Origin of the sequence: uncultured Lentibacter sp., from assembly GCF_937123735.1 — a bacterium.
GTDB lineage: Bacteria > Pseudomonadota > Alphaproteobacteria > Rhodobacterales > Rhodobacteraceae > Lentibacter.
On the sequence record NZ_CAKZKL010000030.1, the window covers coordinates 23,979 to 38,031 of the forward strand.

Sequence of the window (14,053 nt, forward strand, 5' to 3'; positions counted from 1 at the left end):
AAAAAGGCGCATAGTCTTTTAAAGGGGTTGCCTGATCGGCGCCCCTTTTTTTCTTGCCAGAAATATCCCGGGGGTGCGGGGGCTGGCCCCCGCATGGGTCGGATTTTCGCGCAGCGAAAATTCGAAATCAGATCAGGCGAAAGGATCGTTTTCGTAGAGCACGCTTTGCAAATACAGCCCTTGGGGCGGGCAGACGGGGCCGCAGGCGGCGCGGTTGCGTGCGGCGAGGGCTTTTGTGACATCTTCGGGTGTCCAGGCGCCTGCGCCGACCCGTTCGAGCGTGCCGACGATGGAGCGCACTTGGTTGTGCAGAAACGAGCGCGCACGCAGGAAGAAGTGGAATTCCATTCCTGCGGGCACGGGGTGTTGGCTGATGCTAAGTTCGTCCAGTGTTTTCACCGGGCTTTCGGCCTGACAGATTGTCGAGCGGAAGGTTGTGAAATCATGTTTGCCGACGAGCGCGTTTGCCCCCTTTTGCATGGCAGAAAGATCCAGTCGGTTTTTCACTTGCCAGACGGCGCCTTTTTCATGCACGGCAGGGGGGCGGCGCACCAGAAGGCGGAAGAGGTAGCGCCGTTCAAGGGCTGAAAAGCGTGCGTGCCAGTCCGGCGCGACTTCGGCGCAGGCGGTGATGGCAACCGGTGCCGGGCGCAGGTGATAGTTGAGCGCTTCACTGAGGCGGAACGGATCCCAGGCCTTTTCCATATCTGCGTGGGCGATTTGGCCGCGTGCGTGCACGCCTGCATCCGTGCGCCCGGCAGCGGCGATTTGGTGGCTGCGCGGCTCCAGATTGGCCAATGCGGCCTCGATCGTGCCTTGGACGGTGGTTTGGTCGGTTTGGCGCTGCCAGCCTGCAAAGGGGGCGCCATTATATTCGATTTTTAGAGCATATCTGGGCATGGGCAGGCTTTAGCGCGCCATGCGAGCTGCGGCAAGGGGGGGAAGTGCGTCGCAAAGCTCCCCTCTGGCACGCGGGCCCTCAAGGGCCTATCTTGGAGGCAGAACAGTGCCAGAGGGGCCTATCAGGTGATCAGTGAGTTTGCAGACAGCGTTGCACGGCGGGCGGAGGGGCTGAGCCGGTCGGCCACGCAGGCTTTGACGGAGCCGGTGATCCGCATCGGGGTCACCGGGCTGGCGCGGGCGGGGAAGACCGTGTTCATCACCTCTTTGGTGGCCAATCTGTTGGATCGTGGGCGCATGGGCGGGCTGGCCGCTCAGGGGCGGATAGAAGCGGCTTATTTGCAGCCCCAGCCCAACGACACAGTGGCGCGCTTTGAATATGAGCGCCATTTGGGGGCGTTGCTGTCGCAGGAGCCTGTCTGGCCCAATTCGACGCGGGCTGTGAGCCAATTGCGCCTGTCGCTGAGGCTGGCCCCGCGCGGGCTCAGGGGCGCGTTGGGCGGATCGCGCGTTGTGCATGTGGATATTGTGGATTATCCGGGCGAGTGGTTGCTGGATCTGGGCCTGATGGGCAAGAGTTATGCGGCCTGGTCGGGGGAGGTGCTGGCGCGGTTTGCGGGGCGGCCTGAAGCCGCGGCCTATCTTGCCCAGGCTGCACGATGTGATGGTGCCAGCCCATTTGAGGAGCTTGAGGCGCAGGCTTTGGCCGCTGGGTTTGGCGCTGCGCTCTCGGCGGCGCGTGCGGCGGGCTATTATGATTGCACGCCGGGGCGGTTTTTGTTGCCCGGTGCTTTGGAGGGGTCGCCTGTCTTGACATTTGCCCCTTTGGCCGCGCCGCCAGAGGCCACGCGTGCCAGCCTCTGGCGCGAGATGGACCGGCGCTTTGAAGCCTATAAGGCCAAGGTTGTTGCGCCTTTTTTTCGGGCCCATTTTGCACAGATCGACCGGCAGGTCGTTTTGATGGATGTGCTTGGGGCGATTCACAGTGGGCCGCAAGCCTTGGCGGATATGCAGCGGGCCATGGCAGAGGTTCTGGCCGCTTTCAAGCCCGGGCAAAACCCCTTTCTGGCCCGTCTCTTGCGCGGACGGCGGGTTGAGAAAATCCTCTTTGCGGCCACCAAGGCGGATCATTTGCACCATGTCCAGCATGGCGCGCTGACGGCGATCACCGAGGCGATGGTGCGCAAGGCCGCAGATCAGGCGCGGTTTGCCGGGGCAGAGGTGCAGGCGATGTCGCTGGCGTCCTGGCGCGCAACCGTGGAAGAAGAGCGCAGCCACGCGGGCCGCCGCCTCAAGCTGGTGCGCGGTCAATTGCTCGAAGACGGGCGGCAGGCCGCTTTTTTTGCAGGCGATTTGCCGCAGAACCCCAACCAGATTTTGCAACCTGCCCAGGCGGGGGCGACACGCTGGCTGGATCAGGATTACGAGATCATGCGCTTTGCCCCGGCCCGGCTGGAGCTTGCGCCGGGCGATGGGCCGCCGCATATCCGGCTGGATCAGGCGGCGCAGTTTCTGATTGGAGACCGCTTGTGAGCGTGGAGCCGGCCCGGATATGGCATCTGCCGAGGCTGCTTGGCATCTTGTGGCAGGCGACGCGGGGCATGGGCCCGGTGGCGCGGGCGCGCCATGAGGATGTCTGCGCGCTGGGCGGGCTCATTTGGCGGCGCAAGGTTCTCGTTTGGCGCGCTGGCGGGCGGCTGCGGGGCTTCTTGGCGCGCGACGGGGTGCGCCTTCATGCTTTATATGTGTGTCCGGGCTGGCGCGGGCAGGGCGCGGGGGCGGCCCTTCTGGCCTCGGCGCAGAGCGAGAGCGCACGGCTTGAGCTCTTCACCGCCACAGACAACTGCGGCGCGCAGCGCTTTTATGGCCGGCACGGATTTCAGGTTCTGCGTTCCGGCGTGGGACAGGGCAATGACGAAGGGATAGCTGATCTCTTCATGGCATGGGAAAGGCCACAGCTATGAGCACAGAGCGCACCGCCGCGAAGGGGCCTGTCCTGATTGATCTGGAGCAGGCCCCGGCCGTTAACCCGGCCCAAGCCCCCATGGTGCCAGAGGCGCCAGAGCGCCCAAGGCACGGTGGTGCCCACCGCGCAGAGCCGCAGGCGGGCCGCATGGCGCAGCTGCTTAGGCTGACGCGCCGCAAGCCTGCGCGCTTGTTTGGCTGGGGCGCGGCGCTCCTGCTTGGCCTTGCATTGGCGGCGCTTTCGGTGGCGGCCTATGATTTCGCTGCGGGGCTGATCACACGGCTGCCGGTGTTGGGCTATGCGGTGGCCCTCGCGCTTACGGGGCTTTTGGCCCTGTCCGGGGTGATGGCGCTGCGCGAGCTTTTGGCTTACGGGCGGTTGCGCCGTTTGGAGCGTATTCGCGCGCGGTGTGCACCGATGCGCGCCGGCACGGACCTGGCGGCAGCGCGCCGGGCTCTGGCGCAGCTTCCGGCGCTTTATGCGGGGCGCGCCGAGCTGTCCTGGGCCTGTGCGCGCTATGAAAGCCATGCGGCCGAGGCCGTGGATGTGGCGGCGCTTTACGGGGTGGCAGAGCGCGAGCTGTTGCAGCCTTTGGACAAGCTGGCCCTGGCGGAGGTGGACGCGGCGGCGCGCCAGGTGGCGCTGGTGAGCGCGCTTGTGCCGCTGGCACTGGCCGATGTGGCCGTGGCTTTGGTGGCCAACCTGCGCATGATCCGCCGCATTGCCGAGATCTATGGCGGGCGCGCAGGGGTTTTGGGCAACTGGCGCTTGCTGCGCGCGGTGTTGGGGCATGTGCTGGCCACCGGGGCTGTGGCTTTGGGCGATGAGCTGATCGGCTCCCTTGCGGGCGGCGGAGTCTTGTCAAAGGTGTCGCGCCGGTTTGGTGAAGGCGTGATCAATGGCGCCTTGAGCGCCCGCGTGGGTTTGGCGGCGATGGAGCTTTGCCGCCCGCTGGCCTTTGAGGCGCTGGCGCGGCCTTCGGCTTCGGCCACTGTGGCGCGCGCGCTCAAGGGGCTGTTTGGGAGCGCCAAGGCCGCGGATTAGGCGCGCCAGCGGGGCGGATTGTCGCTCTGGACGGCGCGCGCAGAGCGGCCTATAACGCAGGGCATGACAGGTATGCCGTGCATCATCATACGAATTATTTGCCCGACGCTCTGAGCCAGAGCTGTCGGGAAAAGGCGCTTGGGGAGCCCACGCCGCACCACCATCCATATTGAGAAACTGATCTGAGGGACGCCCACCATGTGCGCCGATACGCCTGACTATAAAGAAACGCTCAACCTTCCTGAAACCGATTTCCCCATGCGCGCAGGGCTGCCCAAGCGCGAGCCTGACTGGCTGGCGCGCTGGGAACAGATTGGCGTTTATGACCGCCTGCGCGAGAAGGGGGAGGGGCGCAAGCCGTTTATCCTGCATGATGGCCCTCCTTACGCGAACGGACATTTGCACATCGGGCACGCGCTCAACAAGACCATCAAGGATATGATCGTGCGCTCTCATCAGATGATGGGGCATGATGCGCGTTATGTGCCCGGCTGGGACTGTCACGGGCTGCCGATCGAGTGGAAGATCGAGGAGCAATACCGCAAGAAGGGCAAGAACAAGGACGATGTGAACATTGTCGATTTCCGCCAGGAGTGTCGCAAGTTTGCCGAGGGCTGGGTGGATGTGCAGCGCGAGGAGTTCAAGCGGCTGGGAATCACCGGCAATTGGGCCGACCCTTACTTGACGATGGATTACCACGCCGAGCGGGTGATTGCGGAAGAGTTCATGAAGTTCCTCATGAACGGCACGCTCTATCAGGGCAGCAAGCCTGTGATGTGGAGCCCCGTGGAGCAGACCGCACTGGCGGAGGCCGAAGTCGAGTATCACGACAAGGAGAGCTTTACCGTTTGGGTGAAGTTTGAGGTTGTGAACGGGGGCGCGCTTGAGGGCGCCAAAGTGGTTATCTGGACGACGACACCCTGGACACTGCCCTCCAACAAGGCCGTGGTCTATGGCGCTGCGATTTCTTACGGGCTTTATGAGGTCACCTCCACGCCGGAAGAATGCTGGGCCACTGAGGGTGACACATATTTGCTGGCCGACAACCTTGCCGCCGATGTCTTTGCCAAGGCGCGGCTTGAGGAGGGCATGTGGCGCCGTGTGCGCGATGTGCGCGCGGATGAGCTTGCGGGGATCAGCCTCAAGCACCCGCTCGCGGGCGCAGAAGGCGCGGGCGGCGAGTGGGACGATCTGCGCGATTTCCGCGCGGCGGAGTTTGTCACCGACACCGAGGGCACGGGCTTTGTGCATTGTGCGCCGAGCCACGGGATGGAAGAATTCGAGCTTTACCGCGACCTTGGAATGCTGGAACAGGTCATCACCTATAATGTGATGGATGACGGCTCTTTCCGCGCCGATCTGCCGTTTTTTGGCGGCAAATACATCCTCAGCCGCAAGGGTGGCGAGGGGGATGCCAACACCGCTGTGATCAATAAGCTTGTCGAGGTGGGCGGTTTGCTCGCGCGCGGCAAGATCAAACACAGCTACCCGCACAGCTGGCGCTCCAAAGCGCCGATTATCTACCGCAACACGCCGCAGTGGTTTGCCAGCGTGGACCGCGCGGTGGGCGATGGGCAGGACGAGATGGGCAAGAGCATCCGCGAGCGGGCGCTCAACTCGATTGACCAGCTGGTAAAGTGGACGCCACAAACTGGGCGCAACCGGCTTTACAGCATGATCGAGGCGCGGCCTGACTGGGTGTTGAGCCGCCAGCGCGCCTGGGGTGTGCCGCTGACCTGCTTTACCCGCGTGGGCAAGCTGCCGACGGAGGAGGGCTTCCTCTTGCGCGACCCCAAGGTAAATGCGCGCATTGCCGAGGCCTTTGAAGCCGAGGGCGCGGATTGCTGGTATGCCGAGGGCGCAAAAGAGCGCTTCCTGGGGAGCGATTATAGCGCGGATGAGTGGGAGCAGGTCTTTGACGTGCTGGATGTGTGGTTTGACTCTGGCTCCACGCACGCTTTTGTTTTGCGAGACCGTGCAGACGGCGCGCCCGATGGCATTGCGGATGTTTACATGGAAGGGACCGACCAGCACCGGGGCTGGTTCCATTCCTCGCTGTTGCAGGCTTGCGGCACGCTGGGGCGCGCGCCGTATCGCAACGTTGTGACGCATGGGTTTACGCTGGATGAGAAGGGCATGAAGATGTCCAAATCGCTTGGCAATACCATCGTGCCGGAAGAAATCATCAAGCAATATGGCGCCGATATCCTGCGGCTCTGGGTGGCGCAGACCGATTACACCGCCGATCAGCGCATCGGGCCGGAGATTCTGAAAGGGGTGGCCGACAGCTACCGCCGCCTGCGCAACACCATGCGCTACATGCTGGGGGCGCTTGCGCACTTTAAGGAAGAAGAGCGCGTGGCCGTGGCCGAGATGCCCGAGCTTGAGCGCTATGTTTTGCACCGGCTCGCAGAGCTCGACCATCAGGTGAAGAAGGGCTACCGCGCCTTTGATTTCCAGGGGGTTTTCTCGGCTGTGTTCAACTTCTGCACGGTGGAGCTTTCGGCGTTTTATTTCGATATCCGCAAGGATGCGCTTTATTGCGACGGCGACACGCTGCGCGCACGGGCGGCGCGCACGGTGATGGATCTGCTCTTTGAGCGGCTGACCACATGGCTTGCGCCGGTGCTTGTCTTCACGATGGAAGATGTCTGGCTGTCGCGCTACCCGCAGAGCGAAGGCTCGGTGCATTTGCAGGACATGCCCGACACCCCCGCCGACTGGCACGACGCGCCTTTGGCGGCCAAGTGGGCCCATGTGCGGCGCGCGCGGCGCGTGGTCAATGCCGCGCTGGAAGTGCAGCGCGCGGAGAAGGTGATTGGCGCGTCTCTTGAGGCGGCGCCTGTGGTTTATGTGCAGGAGGCAGAAATGCTGGCGGCGCTCGGATCGGTGCCGTTTGAGGATATCTGCATCACCTCGGGGGTGACGCTGAGCGCGGACCCGGCACCGGATGGGGCCTTTGCGATGGCGGATGTGGCCGGCGTTGGGGTGTCTTTTGCCAAGGCTGCGGGCGACAAATGCGAGCGTTGCTGGAAGATCCTGCCCGATGTGGGCACGCATAAGCACGCCGGCACGTGCGGGCGGTGCAGCGAGGCGCTCGGGTGAGCGCGCGCTGAGCGGGCAGGGCAAGGGCAGACATGAGCACTTATGGGCTGCTTTTTGCCGTGGCCTTTGTGGCGGCGACGCTGTTTCCCATGCAATCAGAGGCGCTTTTGGTAGCGCTTCTGGTGCAGGGTGCGCAGCCTGTGGCCGCGCTTTTGCTGGTGGCGAGCCTTGGCAATGTGCTTGGCGCGCTTGTGAACTGGGGCTTGGGGCGCTTCTTGCTGCGCTATCGCGCGCGGCGCTGGTTTCCGGCTTCAGAGGCCCAGCTTGCGCGCGCAGAGGGCTGGTATAGGCGCTATGGGCGCCTTTCGCTTCTGGGCAGCTGGTTGCCGATCGTGGGCGATGCGCTCACTGTTGCGGCCGGAATGATGCGGATGCCGGTTGTGCCGTTTCTGCTTCTGGTGGCGGTGGCCAAGGGCGGGCGGTATTTGGTGCTGGCAGCGCTCACGCTGGCCTGGCTCTAGCCCTTTAGCCGTTGGGCCCGTGCAGCAGTTGTTGTAGGGCCCCGGCCAGCAACAGATAGACCGAGCTGAGCACAAGCCCCCAGAACACCACTGGGATTGGCTCAAACCCTTCCCAGGCGGCGAGGCCGGCGAAGACTGTCCAGACCAAAGCCATGGGCAGGGTGAGCGCGCGCCAGCGGTCGGTGCGCACGGGGTGCACGAATTTGACGGGGACGAACATGGCGATTGTGAGCACAGTGACCAGCGCCAGACAGAGCTGCCAGGGCGGCGAGAGGGCAAACAGCACGAGCACCACCATATTCCAGCAGCCGGGAAAGCCGGCGAAAGAATTGTCGGCGGTTTTCATGCGGGTGTCGGCAAAATACATGGCCGAGCCGAAGGTGATCACGATGATGGCGACCCAGCCGGACCAGCCATCCATCAGGCCCGAAGCATAGAGCGCATAGGCCGGGATGAAGACATAGGTGAGATAATCAATGATCAGATCGAGCAGGACCCCATCAAATTGGGGCGCGTTGGTCTTGACATTGAAGTGCCGCGCCAGCGGGCCATCGACACCATCCACCGCGAAGGCCACGATCAGCCAGACAAACATCATGGCCCAATCTGTCTGGATCGCTTCGAGCATGGCCAGCATGGCAAAGACGGCCCCTGTTGCCGTAAGAAGGTGAACGGCAAGGGCTTTGGCTTGGGCTGTCATGACCGGTTACTCGCAGACTTGGGGTGGGCGGTTTCGTATACATCAAGCAGATGGCGGGCATCAACCGCCGTATAGGCCTGCGTGGTGGAAAGCGAGGCATGGCCCAAAAGCTCTTGGATGGCCCGCAGATCGCCACCTGCGGCCAGAAGATGTGTCGCAAAGCTGTGGCGCATGGCGTGGGGCGTGGCCGAGGCGGGCAGGCCAAGCTGCATCCGCGCGGCTTGCATGGCTTTCTGGACCAGACGCGGATTGAGCGCGCCGCCCCGCACGCCGCGAAAGAGCGGGCCTCTGTCCTGTGCGGCAAACGGGCAGAGATTGAGGTATTGTTGCACCGCTTTGCGCGCCGCGTCGATGACAGGCACCACACGCTCCTTGCCGCCTTTGCCGGTGATCCGGATCACCTGCGCCAGGGGGGCATCCCCCATGGTCAGGCTGAGGGCTTCCGAAATCCGCAAGCCGCAGCCATAGAGCAGTGTCACAACGGCGACATCGCGCGCGCTGACCCAGGGCTCGCGCGATTGCAGTTCCAGCGCGCCGATGAGGTTGCGGGTGTCGGCCTCCGGCAGCGGACGGGGCAATTTGGCCTGAAACTTGGGCGCGCGCGCGTTGAGCACGGCAGTGGCCTCAAAGCCCTCGCGCGCGCCAAGCCAGCGGGCAAAGCTCTTGAGAGCGGAAAGCTTGCGCGCGATTGAGCGCGAGCCGAGCTCTGCACGGCGCAAATCGGCCATCCAGGCGCGCAGATCGGTGATGGTGAGAGCCTTGAAGGCCGCCAGCCCCGTTTCGCCGCCGCTGTGATGGGCCAGAAACCCCAGAAAGCCCAAGACATCATTGGCATAGGCGGTGTGGGTGTTTTGGGCACTGCCCTGTAGCGCGCTGCGGCTGGCCAGCCAGCTCTCAACCGCCTCTGTCAGGGCGGGGGACACTGGTGTCATGACAGCCAGCGGCGCATGGCCCGTTCAAAGACGCCGGCAAAAAAGGCCAGCAGATCGGTGCCTTGTTGTGGCGTGAACTGGTGCGGATCCTCGCCGCCCATCAGCAACATGCCCGGCAGGCGGCCTGCGCCGAAATCCAGCTTGAGGCAGGCCTCAGAGCGGATCCAGGCGGCGGCCTCGCCATAGATGGGGGGGCCTTCTTCAAGCTGGCGCAGGGTGACTTGGCGCGATGCGCCACCGTTGCGCCCCGTGCGCAGATAGGCGTCTACAAAGCCCGGAGCCACCACGCTCAGCACATCGCCCAGCCGGGCCACGGCGGGATCACTGTCATGGGTGACAGATTCCAGCACGAGGCGGATACTTTGCACCCGCAGGATTTCGGCAACGGGGCCGGCCAGATCAGAGAGGAAGCTCTCGAACGCCACCGGGTCCAGCATCCGCAGAATGGCCCGGTGCACCTGATTGGTGCCGGCCAGATTTTCATAGGCGGCGGCAATCACGCTGCGGTGGGTGTCTTCGAGGCGGTCAAGGCGGGCCTCAAGGCGCTCCATGGCGATGCCACGCAGATCAACGATATTGCCACCCATGGTGCGCTCGTTGGCGGCGATGAGCGCGCGCATGACATCCTGATCATCCAAGATAACATCAGGTTCTGTAATGATTTTTTCGCGCAGGACATCGTCCATGCGGGCCTTGCTGCTCATATGTGCCTCGTTTGTTTCGTGCTTTATAACACGTCTCAGAGAATTTTTTGACCGGTTTTTTCCCAATCGGTCATAAAGTCGCTCAGGCCTTTGTCGGTGAGCGGGTGGTTGGCCATTGCCTTGATCACCTTGGGCGGCGCTGTCATCACATCGGCGCCGATGCGGGCGCATTCAAAGGCGTGGTTCACGGTGCGGATCGAGGCGGCGAGGATCTCGGTTCCGTAGCCGTAATTGTCATAGATGGTGCGGATGTCGGAGATGAGCTCGAGCCCGTCAAGGTTGATGTCATCAAGCCGGCCAATGAAAGGGCTGATGAAGGTGGCCCCGGCCTTGGCCGCGAGCAGCGCCTGGTTGGCGGAGAAGCAAAGCGTGACATTCACCATGAAACCCTCGCTTGAGAGCGTGTTGCAGGCGGTGAGCCCGGCCCATGTGAGCGGCACTTTCACGGCAATGTTTTCGGCCAGCGCGGCGAGCTTGCGCCCCTCTGCGATCATGGCGTCAGCCTCAAGCGCGACCACCTCGGCGCTGACGGGGCCATCGACGAGATCGGCGATTTCTTTTGTGACGTCAAGAATATCGCGGCCCGACTTCAGGATCAGCGAGGGGTTGGTTGTGACGCCGTCAACCATGCCGAGGGCATTGAGCTCGGCAATTTCGGCGATTTCGGCGGTGTCTACAAAGAACTTCATGGTGCATTTACCCAATTTGAATTGTCGCCCATGAGCTTAGCCCATAGAAAGGGGCTCTGAAACCCAAAAGCGGAGGGCGCGTGGGCCAGCCTGATTATTTTGACGAAGGTGCGCTCGTGGCGGTGCTGACAACGCAACCGCTGGATCAGACACTTGACTACAAAGCGCCTGAGGGCGGTGTCATGCGCGGCGCATTTGTCGAGGTGCCGCTGGGGCCGCGCAAGGTTTTGGGGGTGGTTTGGGGCGCGGGGGTTGGCGGGTTTAACCTGAGCCGTGCCCGCAGCATTGTGCGGGTGCTGGATGTGGCCCCGATGCGCGAGGAGATGCGCGCTTTCTTGGAGAAATGCGGGGCTTACACGCTCACACCGATGCCGCAGATGCTGCGGCTGGCCACACGCGCGCCGGGCCTGAGCAACCCGCCGTCGATGCAGAAGATCTATCGGATGGGCAGCGCAGCACCGGACCGTGTGACCGAGGCGCGCCAGAGGGTGTTGGCTGTGCTTGAGGAATTTGGCGCGCTGGGTTTTACGCAGCGCGAGCTGGCCGAGCAGGCGGGGGTGACACCCTCGGTGATCAAGGGGTTGGTCAAGCAGGGCGCGGTGCGCGAGGAAGATACGCCACGCGATTTGCCCTTTGCGCGGCTGGATGCCGCGCGCGCGGGCAAGGTTCTGACAGAAGATCAGGCCGCAGCGGCTGAGCAGCTCGTGGCGCAGCAAAGGGCCGGGGCATACGGGGCCACGCTGTTGTGGGGCATCACCGGCTCGGGCAAGACCGAGGTTTACCTTGAGGCCATCGCCGAGGCGCTGCGGCAGGGGCGGCAGGCTTTGGTGCTTTTGCCCGAGATTGCGCTGTCGGCCGATTTCATGCGCCGTGTGGAGGCCCGCTTTGGGGCGAAGGCGGCCGAGTGGCACTCTGGCGTGACCATGACTGAGCGGCGGCGGGTGTGGAAAATGGTCGGCGAGGGCGGCGCGCAGCTGGTGATCGGCGCGCGCTCGGCGCTGTTTTTGCCGTTTCAGAACCTCGGGTTGATTGTTGTCGATGAGGAGCATGACAGCTCTTACAAGCAGGAAGACGGCGCGCTTTACAATGCGCGCGATATGGCCGTGCTGCGTGCAGCTTTGGCCGGGGCGCAGGTTGTTCTGGCTTCGGCCACGCCAAGCCTTGAGAGCTGGGTCAATGCGCAGAGCGGCAAATACGCGCTGATCGAGCTCACGTCGCGCTATGGTGCAGCCGTTTTGCCCGAGCTGCGCACGGTGGACATGCGGCAGGTGACGCTGCCGTCCAACCGCTGGATCTCACCGCAGCTTGAGAGTGCGGTGAAAGCGCGGATGCTCAAGGGCGAGCAGTCGCTTTTGTTTCTCAACCGTCGCGGTTATGCGCCGGTGACACTGTGCCGCAAATGTGGCGAGCAGATCGCTTGCAGCGATTGCGATGCGCGCATGGTTGAGCACCGCTTTCTCAAGCAGCTCATGTGCCATCAATGTGGCGCGACACGGCCGATCCCCGAGGTGTGCCCCGCTTGCGAGGCCGAGGGCACCCTGGCTGTTGTGGGCCCCGGGGTGGAGCGGCTGGCCGAAGAGGCGGCGGAGCGCTTTCCTGCGGCGCGGGTGGCGGTGCTCAGCTCCGATCTCTTCGGCTCGGCGCGCGCGCTCAAGGCACAGATTGTGGAGATTGCCGAGGGCGGGGCGGATGTCATCATCGGCACGCAGCTTGTGGCCAAGGGCCATAACTTTCCGCTGCTCACGCTTGTGGGGGTGATTGATGCCGACCTGAGCTTGCAAGGCAGTGACATGCGCGCCGCCGAGCGCACCTTCCAACAGATGCGGCAGGTTTCGGGCCGGGCGGGGCGGGCGGACAAGGCCGGGGTTGCCATGTTGCAGACCTATCAGCCCGAACATCCCGTGTTGCGCGCCATCATGTCGGGGGAGGAGCGCGCCTTCTGGCGGGCGGAATCCGACGAGCGCCGTCTCTCTGGTATGCCACCCTTTGGCCGGCTTGCGGGTGTGGTGATCAGCGCTCCCGAGGAGCGCGATGCCTTTGATCTGGGCGAGCATCTGGCGCGCAACGCCGCACCGCTGGCCCAGATCGGGGCGCAGGTTTTCGGGCCTGCGCCTGCGCCCGTGGCCCGTGTGCGCGGGCGTCACCGCGTGCGCCTGCTTGTGAAAGCACCCAAGGATGCGCCGCTGCAAACCGCCCTGCGCGCCTGGACACAGGGGCTCAAGCTGCCCAACCAGCTCCGCCTGTCCATTGATATAGATCCACAGAGTTTCTACTGAGCCGACAGGCTCTTTCTTATTGCTCAAAATATCCCAGGGGGTCTGGGGGACTGGTCCCCCAGTAAAATCTGTGGTCTGGGGGACTGGTCCCCCAGCTTAGCTGGGGTCTGGGGGCAAAGCCCCCAGCGGGTCGGATTGCACGCAGTGCAATTCGAACCCTGATCACTGCGCTGCGCGTGCGCCTCTCAGGCCGCGTTGATCCACGACCATATCCGTCACCATAGCCCCGACCCACATGCAAAAGAGCGCGAGCCAGGCTGTGCCTGCAAAGATCGAGCCGCCCGTGACGCCCGCGCCGATGGCGCAGCCGCCGGCCAGCATGGCGCCAAAGCCCATCAGCACAGCGCCCGTCATGGAGCGGCGCATGTTGCTTTCGTCGGTGAACCCCTGAAACTTGAATTCGCGGCTCACGAGCGCAGCGAGCAGGGAGCCGAGCACAACGCCCGGCACGAGGCCGACGTCAAACTCCAAGACAGAGGTGCGGTCGAGAAAAAACATCAGCGTATGGGCCGAGGGGCCGGAGAAGGTCGCGCTTTCGATCTGCACCGGGTCAAAGGCGACTTGCGAGAGCCTATAGGTGAGCACCCAGCCCAGTGCGACGGCAAAGCCCACACCCGAGGCAAAGACAAGCCGGGCGATGCCGATGCGTTCTTTGATGGACAAGAACAGCGCCAGCGCCGCAAAACCGAGCCCAAGGACAAAGCCGGAAACCTGTGGCAGGCCGAGGCTGGCCAGAAGGTCCATGTTGCGGCCCCCGTCGGTGATCCAGAGGGCGGCGAGCGTGTCGCGCGCGGGCGAGAGCACACCGGAGAGCGACATCTGCGCCACCACGGCAAAGACAAGCCCCGAGACCACCGAGCGCAGATTGCCCGTGGCGGCCAAAACGAGCAGCCGGCCCGAGCAGCCGCGCGCCAGCACCATGCCGACCCCGAACATCAGCCCGCCGAGGATCGCGCCGGACCAGCTGCCCGGCACGGCCATCATCCGCGCTTCCTGTGTTTCCATCAGCCCCAGAAGCTGTGCGCCCTGCACCCAGACGAGGGCGGTGGAAAAGGTGAGGAACCAGACGGCGACCTTGTCTTTCATCATGCCACGGGCAAATTCGACCGAGGCGGCGCGCAGACAAAAGCGCGAGCGCTGCGCGGCAATGCCAAAGACCATGCCGGTGATGAGTCCGAAAAGCGCCGCCGTGGGCGCTTCGCCGATGCGTTCGATAAGGGGGATAATGTCCATCTGTCCTCGCTTTCTGACCTGCTCCTAGCGCCAGTGGGCGTGT

12 protein-coding genes are annotated in these 14,053 nt (G+C 63.8%); 6 read left to right on the forward strand and 6 right to left on the reverse strand.

Annotation, left to right across the window (positions count from 1 at the left end; all coding sequences use genetic code 11):
• Positions 1–132: 132 nt before the first annotated feature.
• Positions 133–900, reverse strand: a complete 768-nt coding sequence (gene truA / locus Q0478_RS09590) for a tRNA pseudouridine(38-40) synthase TruA (RefSeq protein ID WP_298678705.1) — start codon at positions 898–900, stop codon at positions 133–135.
• Between the two features lie 126 nt (positions 901–1,026).
• Here truA and Q0478_RS09595 point away from each other — a divergent pair, with 126 nt between their 5' ends.
• The 5 genes from Q0478_RS09595 to Q0478_RS09615 all read left to right on the forward strand — a co-directional run bounded on the left by Q0478_RS09595 (position 1,027) and on the right by Q0478_RS09615 (position 7,476).
• Entirely contained in the window at positions 1,027–2,433 is a 1,407-nt protein-coding gene (locus tag Q0478_RS09595) for a YcjX family protein (RefSeq protein WP_298678707.1), read from the forward strand.
• The gene (locus tag Q0478_RS09600) at positions 2,430–2,864 is read left to right on the forward strand and encodes a GNAT family N-acetyltransferase (protein WP_298678709.1); all 435 of its coding nucleotides are present in this window, start codon (positions 2,430–2,432) and stop codon (positions 2,862–2,864) included. Before Q0478_RS09595 ends, Q0478_RS09600 begins: the two co-directional genes overlap by 4 nt.
• Positions 2,861–3,910, forward strand: a complete 1,050-nt coding sequence (locus Q0478_RS09605; protein WP_298678712.1) for a YcjF family protein — start codon at positions 2,861–2,863, stop codon at positions 3,908–3,910. The genes Q0478_RS09600 and Q0478_RS09605 overlap by 4 nt, the downstream gene beginning before the upstream one ends.
• A gap of 198 nt (positions 3,911–4,108) precedes the next feature.
• On the forward strand, positions 4,109–7,015 hold the full coding sequence (ileS, locus tag Q0478_RS09610) for an isoleucine--tRNA ligase (RefSeq protein WP_298678714.1): 2,907 nt from the start codon (positions 4,109–4,111) through the stop codon (positions 7,013–7,015).
• A gap of 32 nt (positions 7,016–7,047) precedes the next feature.
• A complete protein-coding gene (locus Q0478_RS09615) occupies positions 7,048–7,476 on the forward strand; it encodes a YqaA family protein (RefSeq protein ID WP_298678715.1) in 429 nt (142 codons plus the stop codon).
• A 4-nt stretch (positions 7,477–7,480) separates the two neighbouring features.
• Here Q0478_RS09615 and Q0478_RS09620 read toward each other — a convergent pair whose 3' ends face one another.
• Genes Q0478_RS09620 through fsa form a run of 4 tightly spaced genes read right to left on the reverse strand, consistent with a single transcriptional unit; the run spans position 7,481 to position 10,501 of the window.
• A complete protein-coding gene (locus Q0478_RS09620) occupies positions 7,481–8,176 on the reverse strand; it encodes a CDP-alcohol phosphatidyltransferase family protein (RefSeq protein ID WP_298678717.1) in 696 nt (231 codons plus the stop codon).
• Entirely contained in the window at positions 8,173–9,108 is a 936-nt protein-coding gene (locus Q0478_RS09625; RefSeq protein ID WP_298678719.1) for a tyrosine recombinase XerC, read from the reverse strand. Before Q0478_RS09625 ends, Q0478_RS09620 begins: the two co-directional genes overlap by 4 nt.
• Positions 9,105–9,812, reverse strand: coding sequence for a DUF484 family protein (locus Q0478_RS09630; RefSeq protein WP_298678721.1), 708 nt, complete (start codon positions 9,810–9,812; stop codon positions 9,105–9,107). Before Q0478_RS09630 ends, Q0478_RS09625 begins: the two co-directional genes overlap by 4 nt.
• 35 nt (positions 9,813–9,847) lie before the next feature.
• Complete coding sequence (gene fsa / locus Q0478_RS09635; protein ID WP_298678723.1) at positions 9,848–10,501, reverse strand: fructose-6-phosphate aldolase; 654 nt, start codon at positions 10,499–10,501, stop codon at positions 9,848–9,850.
• Positions 10,502–10,581: 80 nt separating this feature from the next.
• On the opposite strand from fsa, the gene Q0478_RS09640 reads away from it, so the two are divergent.
• On the forward strand, positions 10,582–12,777 hold the full coding sequence (locus Q0478_RS09640) for a primosomal protein N' (protein WP_298678725.1): 2,196 nt from the start codon (positions 10,582–10,584) through the stop codon (positions 12,775–12,777).
• A 162-nt stretch (positions 12,778–12,939) separates the two neighbouring features.
• Here Q0478_RS09640 and Q0478_RS09645 read toward each other — a convergent pair whose 3' ends face one another.
• Positions 12,940–14,010, reverse strand: a complete 1,071-nt coding sequence (locus tag Q0478_RS09645; RefSeq protein WP_298678727.1) for a YeeE/YedE family protein — start codon at positions 14,008–14,010, stop codon at positions 12,940–12,942.
• Positions 14,011–14,053: the final 43 nt, after the last annotated feature.

What these genes read in the sequence shown, in the direction of transcription:
- truA (WP_298678705.1), bottom strand. Translation starts at nt 900, where the DNA reads ATGCCCAGATATGCTCTAAAAATCGAATATAATGGCGCCCCCTTTGCA.
- Q0478_RS09605 (WP_298678712.1), top strand. Translation starts at nt 2,861, where the DNA reads ATGAGCACAGAGCGCACCGCCGCGAAGGGGCCTGTCCTGATTGATCTG.
- ileS (WP_298678714.1), top strand. Translation starts at nt 4,109, where the DNA reads ATGTGCGCCGATACGCCTGACTATAAAGAAACGCTCAACCTTCCTGAA.
- Q0478_RS09615 (WP_298678715.1), top strand. Translation starts at nt 7,048, where the DNA reads ATGAGCACTTATGGGCTGCTTTTTGCCGTGGCCTTTGTGGCGGCGACG.
- Q0478_RS09620 (WP_298678717.1), bottom strand. Translation starts at nt 8,176, where the DNA reads ATGACAGCCCAAGCCAAAGCCCTTGCCGTTCACCTTCTTACGGCAACA.
- Q0478_RS09625 (WP_298678719.1), bottom strand. Translation starts at nt 9,108, where the DNA reads ATGACACCAGTGTCCCCCGCCCTGACAGAGGCGGTTGAGAGCTGGCTG.
- Q0478_RS09630 (WP_298678721.1), bottom strand. Translation starts at nt 9,812, where the DNA reads ATGAGCAGCAAGGCCCGCATGGACGATGTCCTGCGCGAAAAAATCATT.
- fsa (WP_298678723.1), bottom strand. Translation starts at nt 10,501, where the DNA reads ATGAAGTTCTTTGTAGACACCGCCGAAATCGCCGAAATTGCCGAGCTC.
- Q0478_RS09645 (WP_298678727.1), bottom strand. Translation starts at nt 14,010, where the DNA reads ATGGACATTATCCCCCTTATCGAACGCATCGGCGAAGCGCCCACGGCG.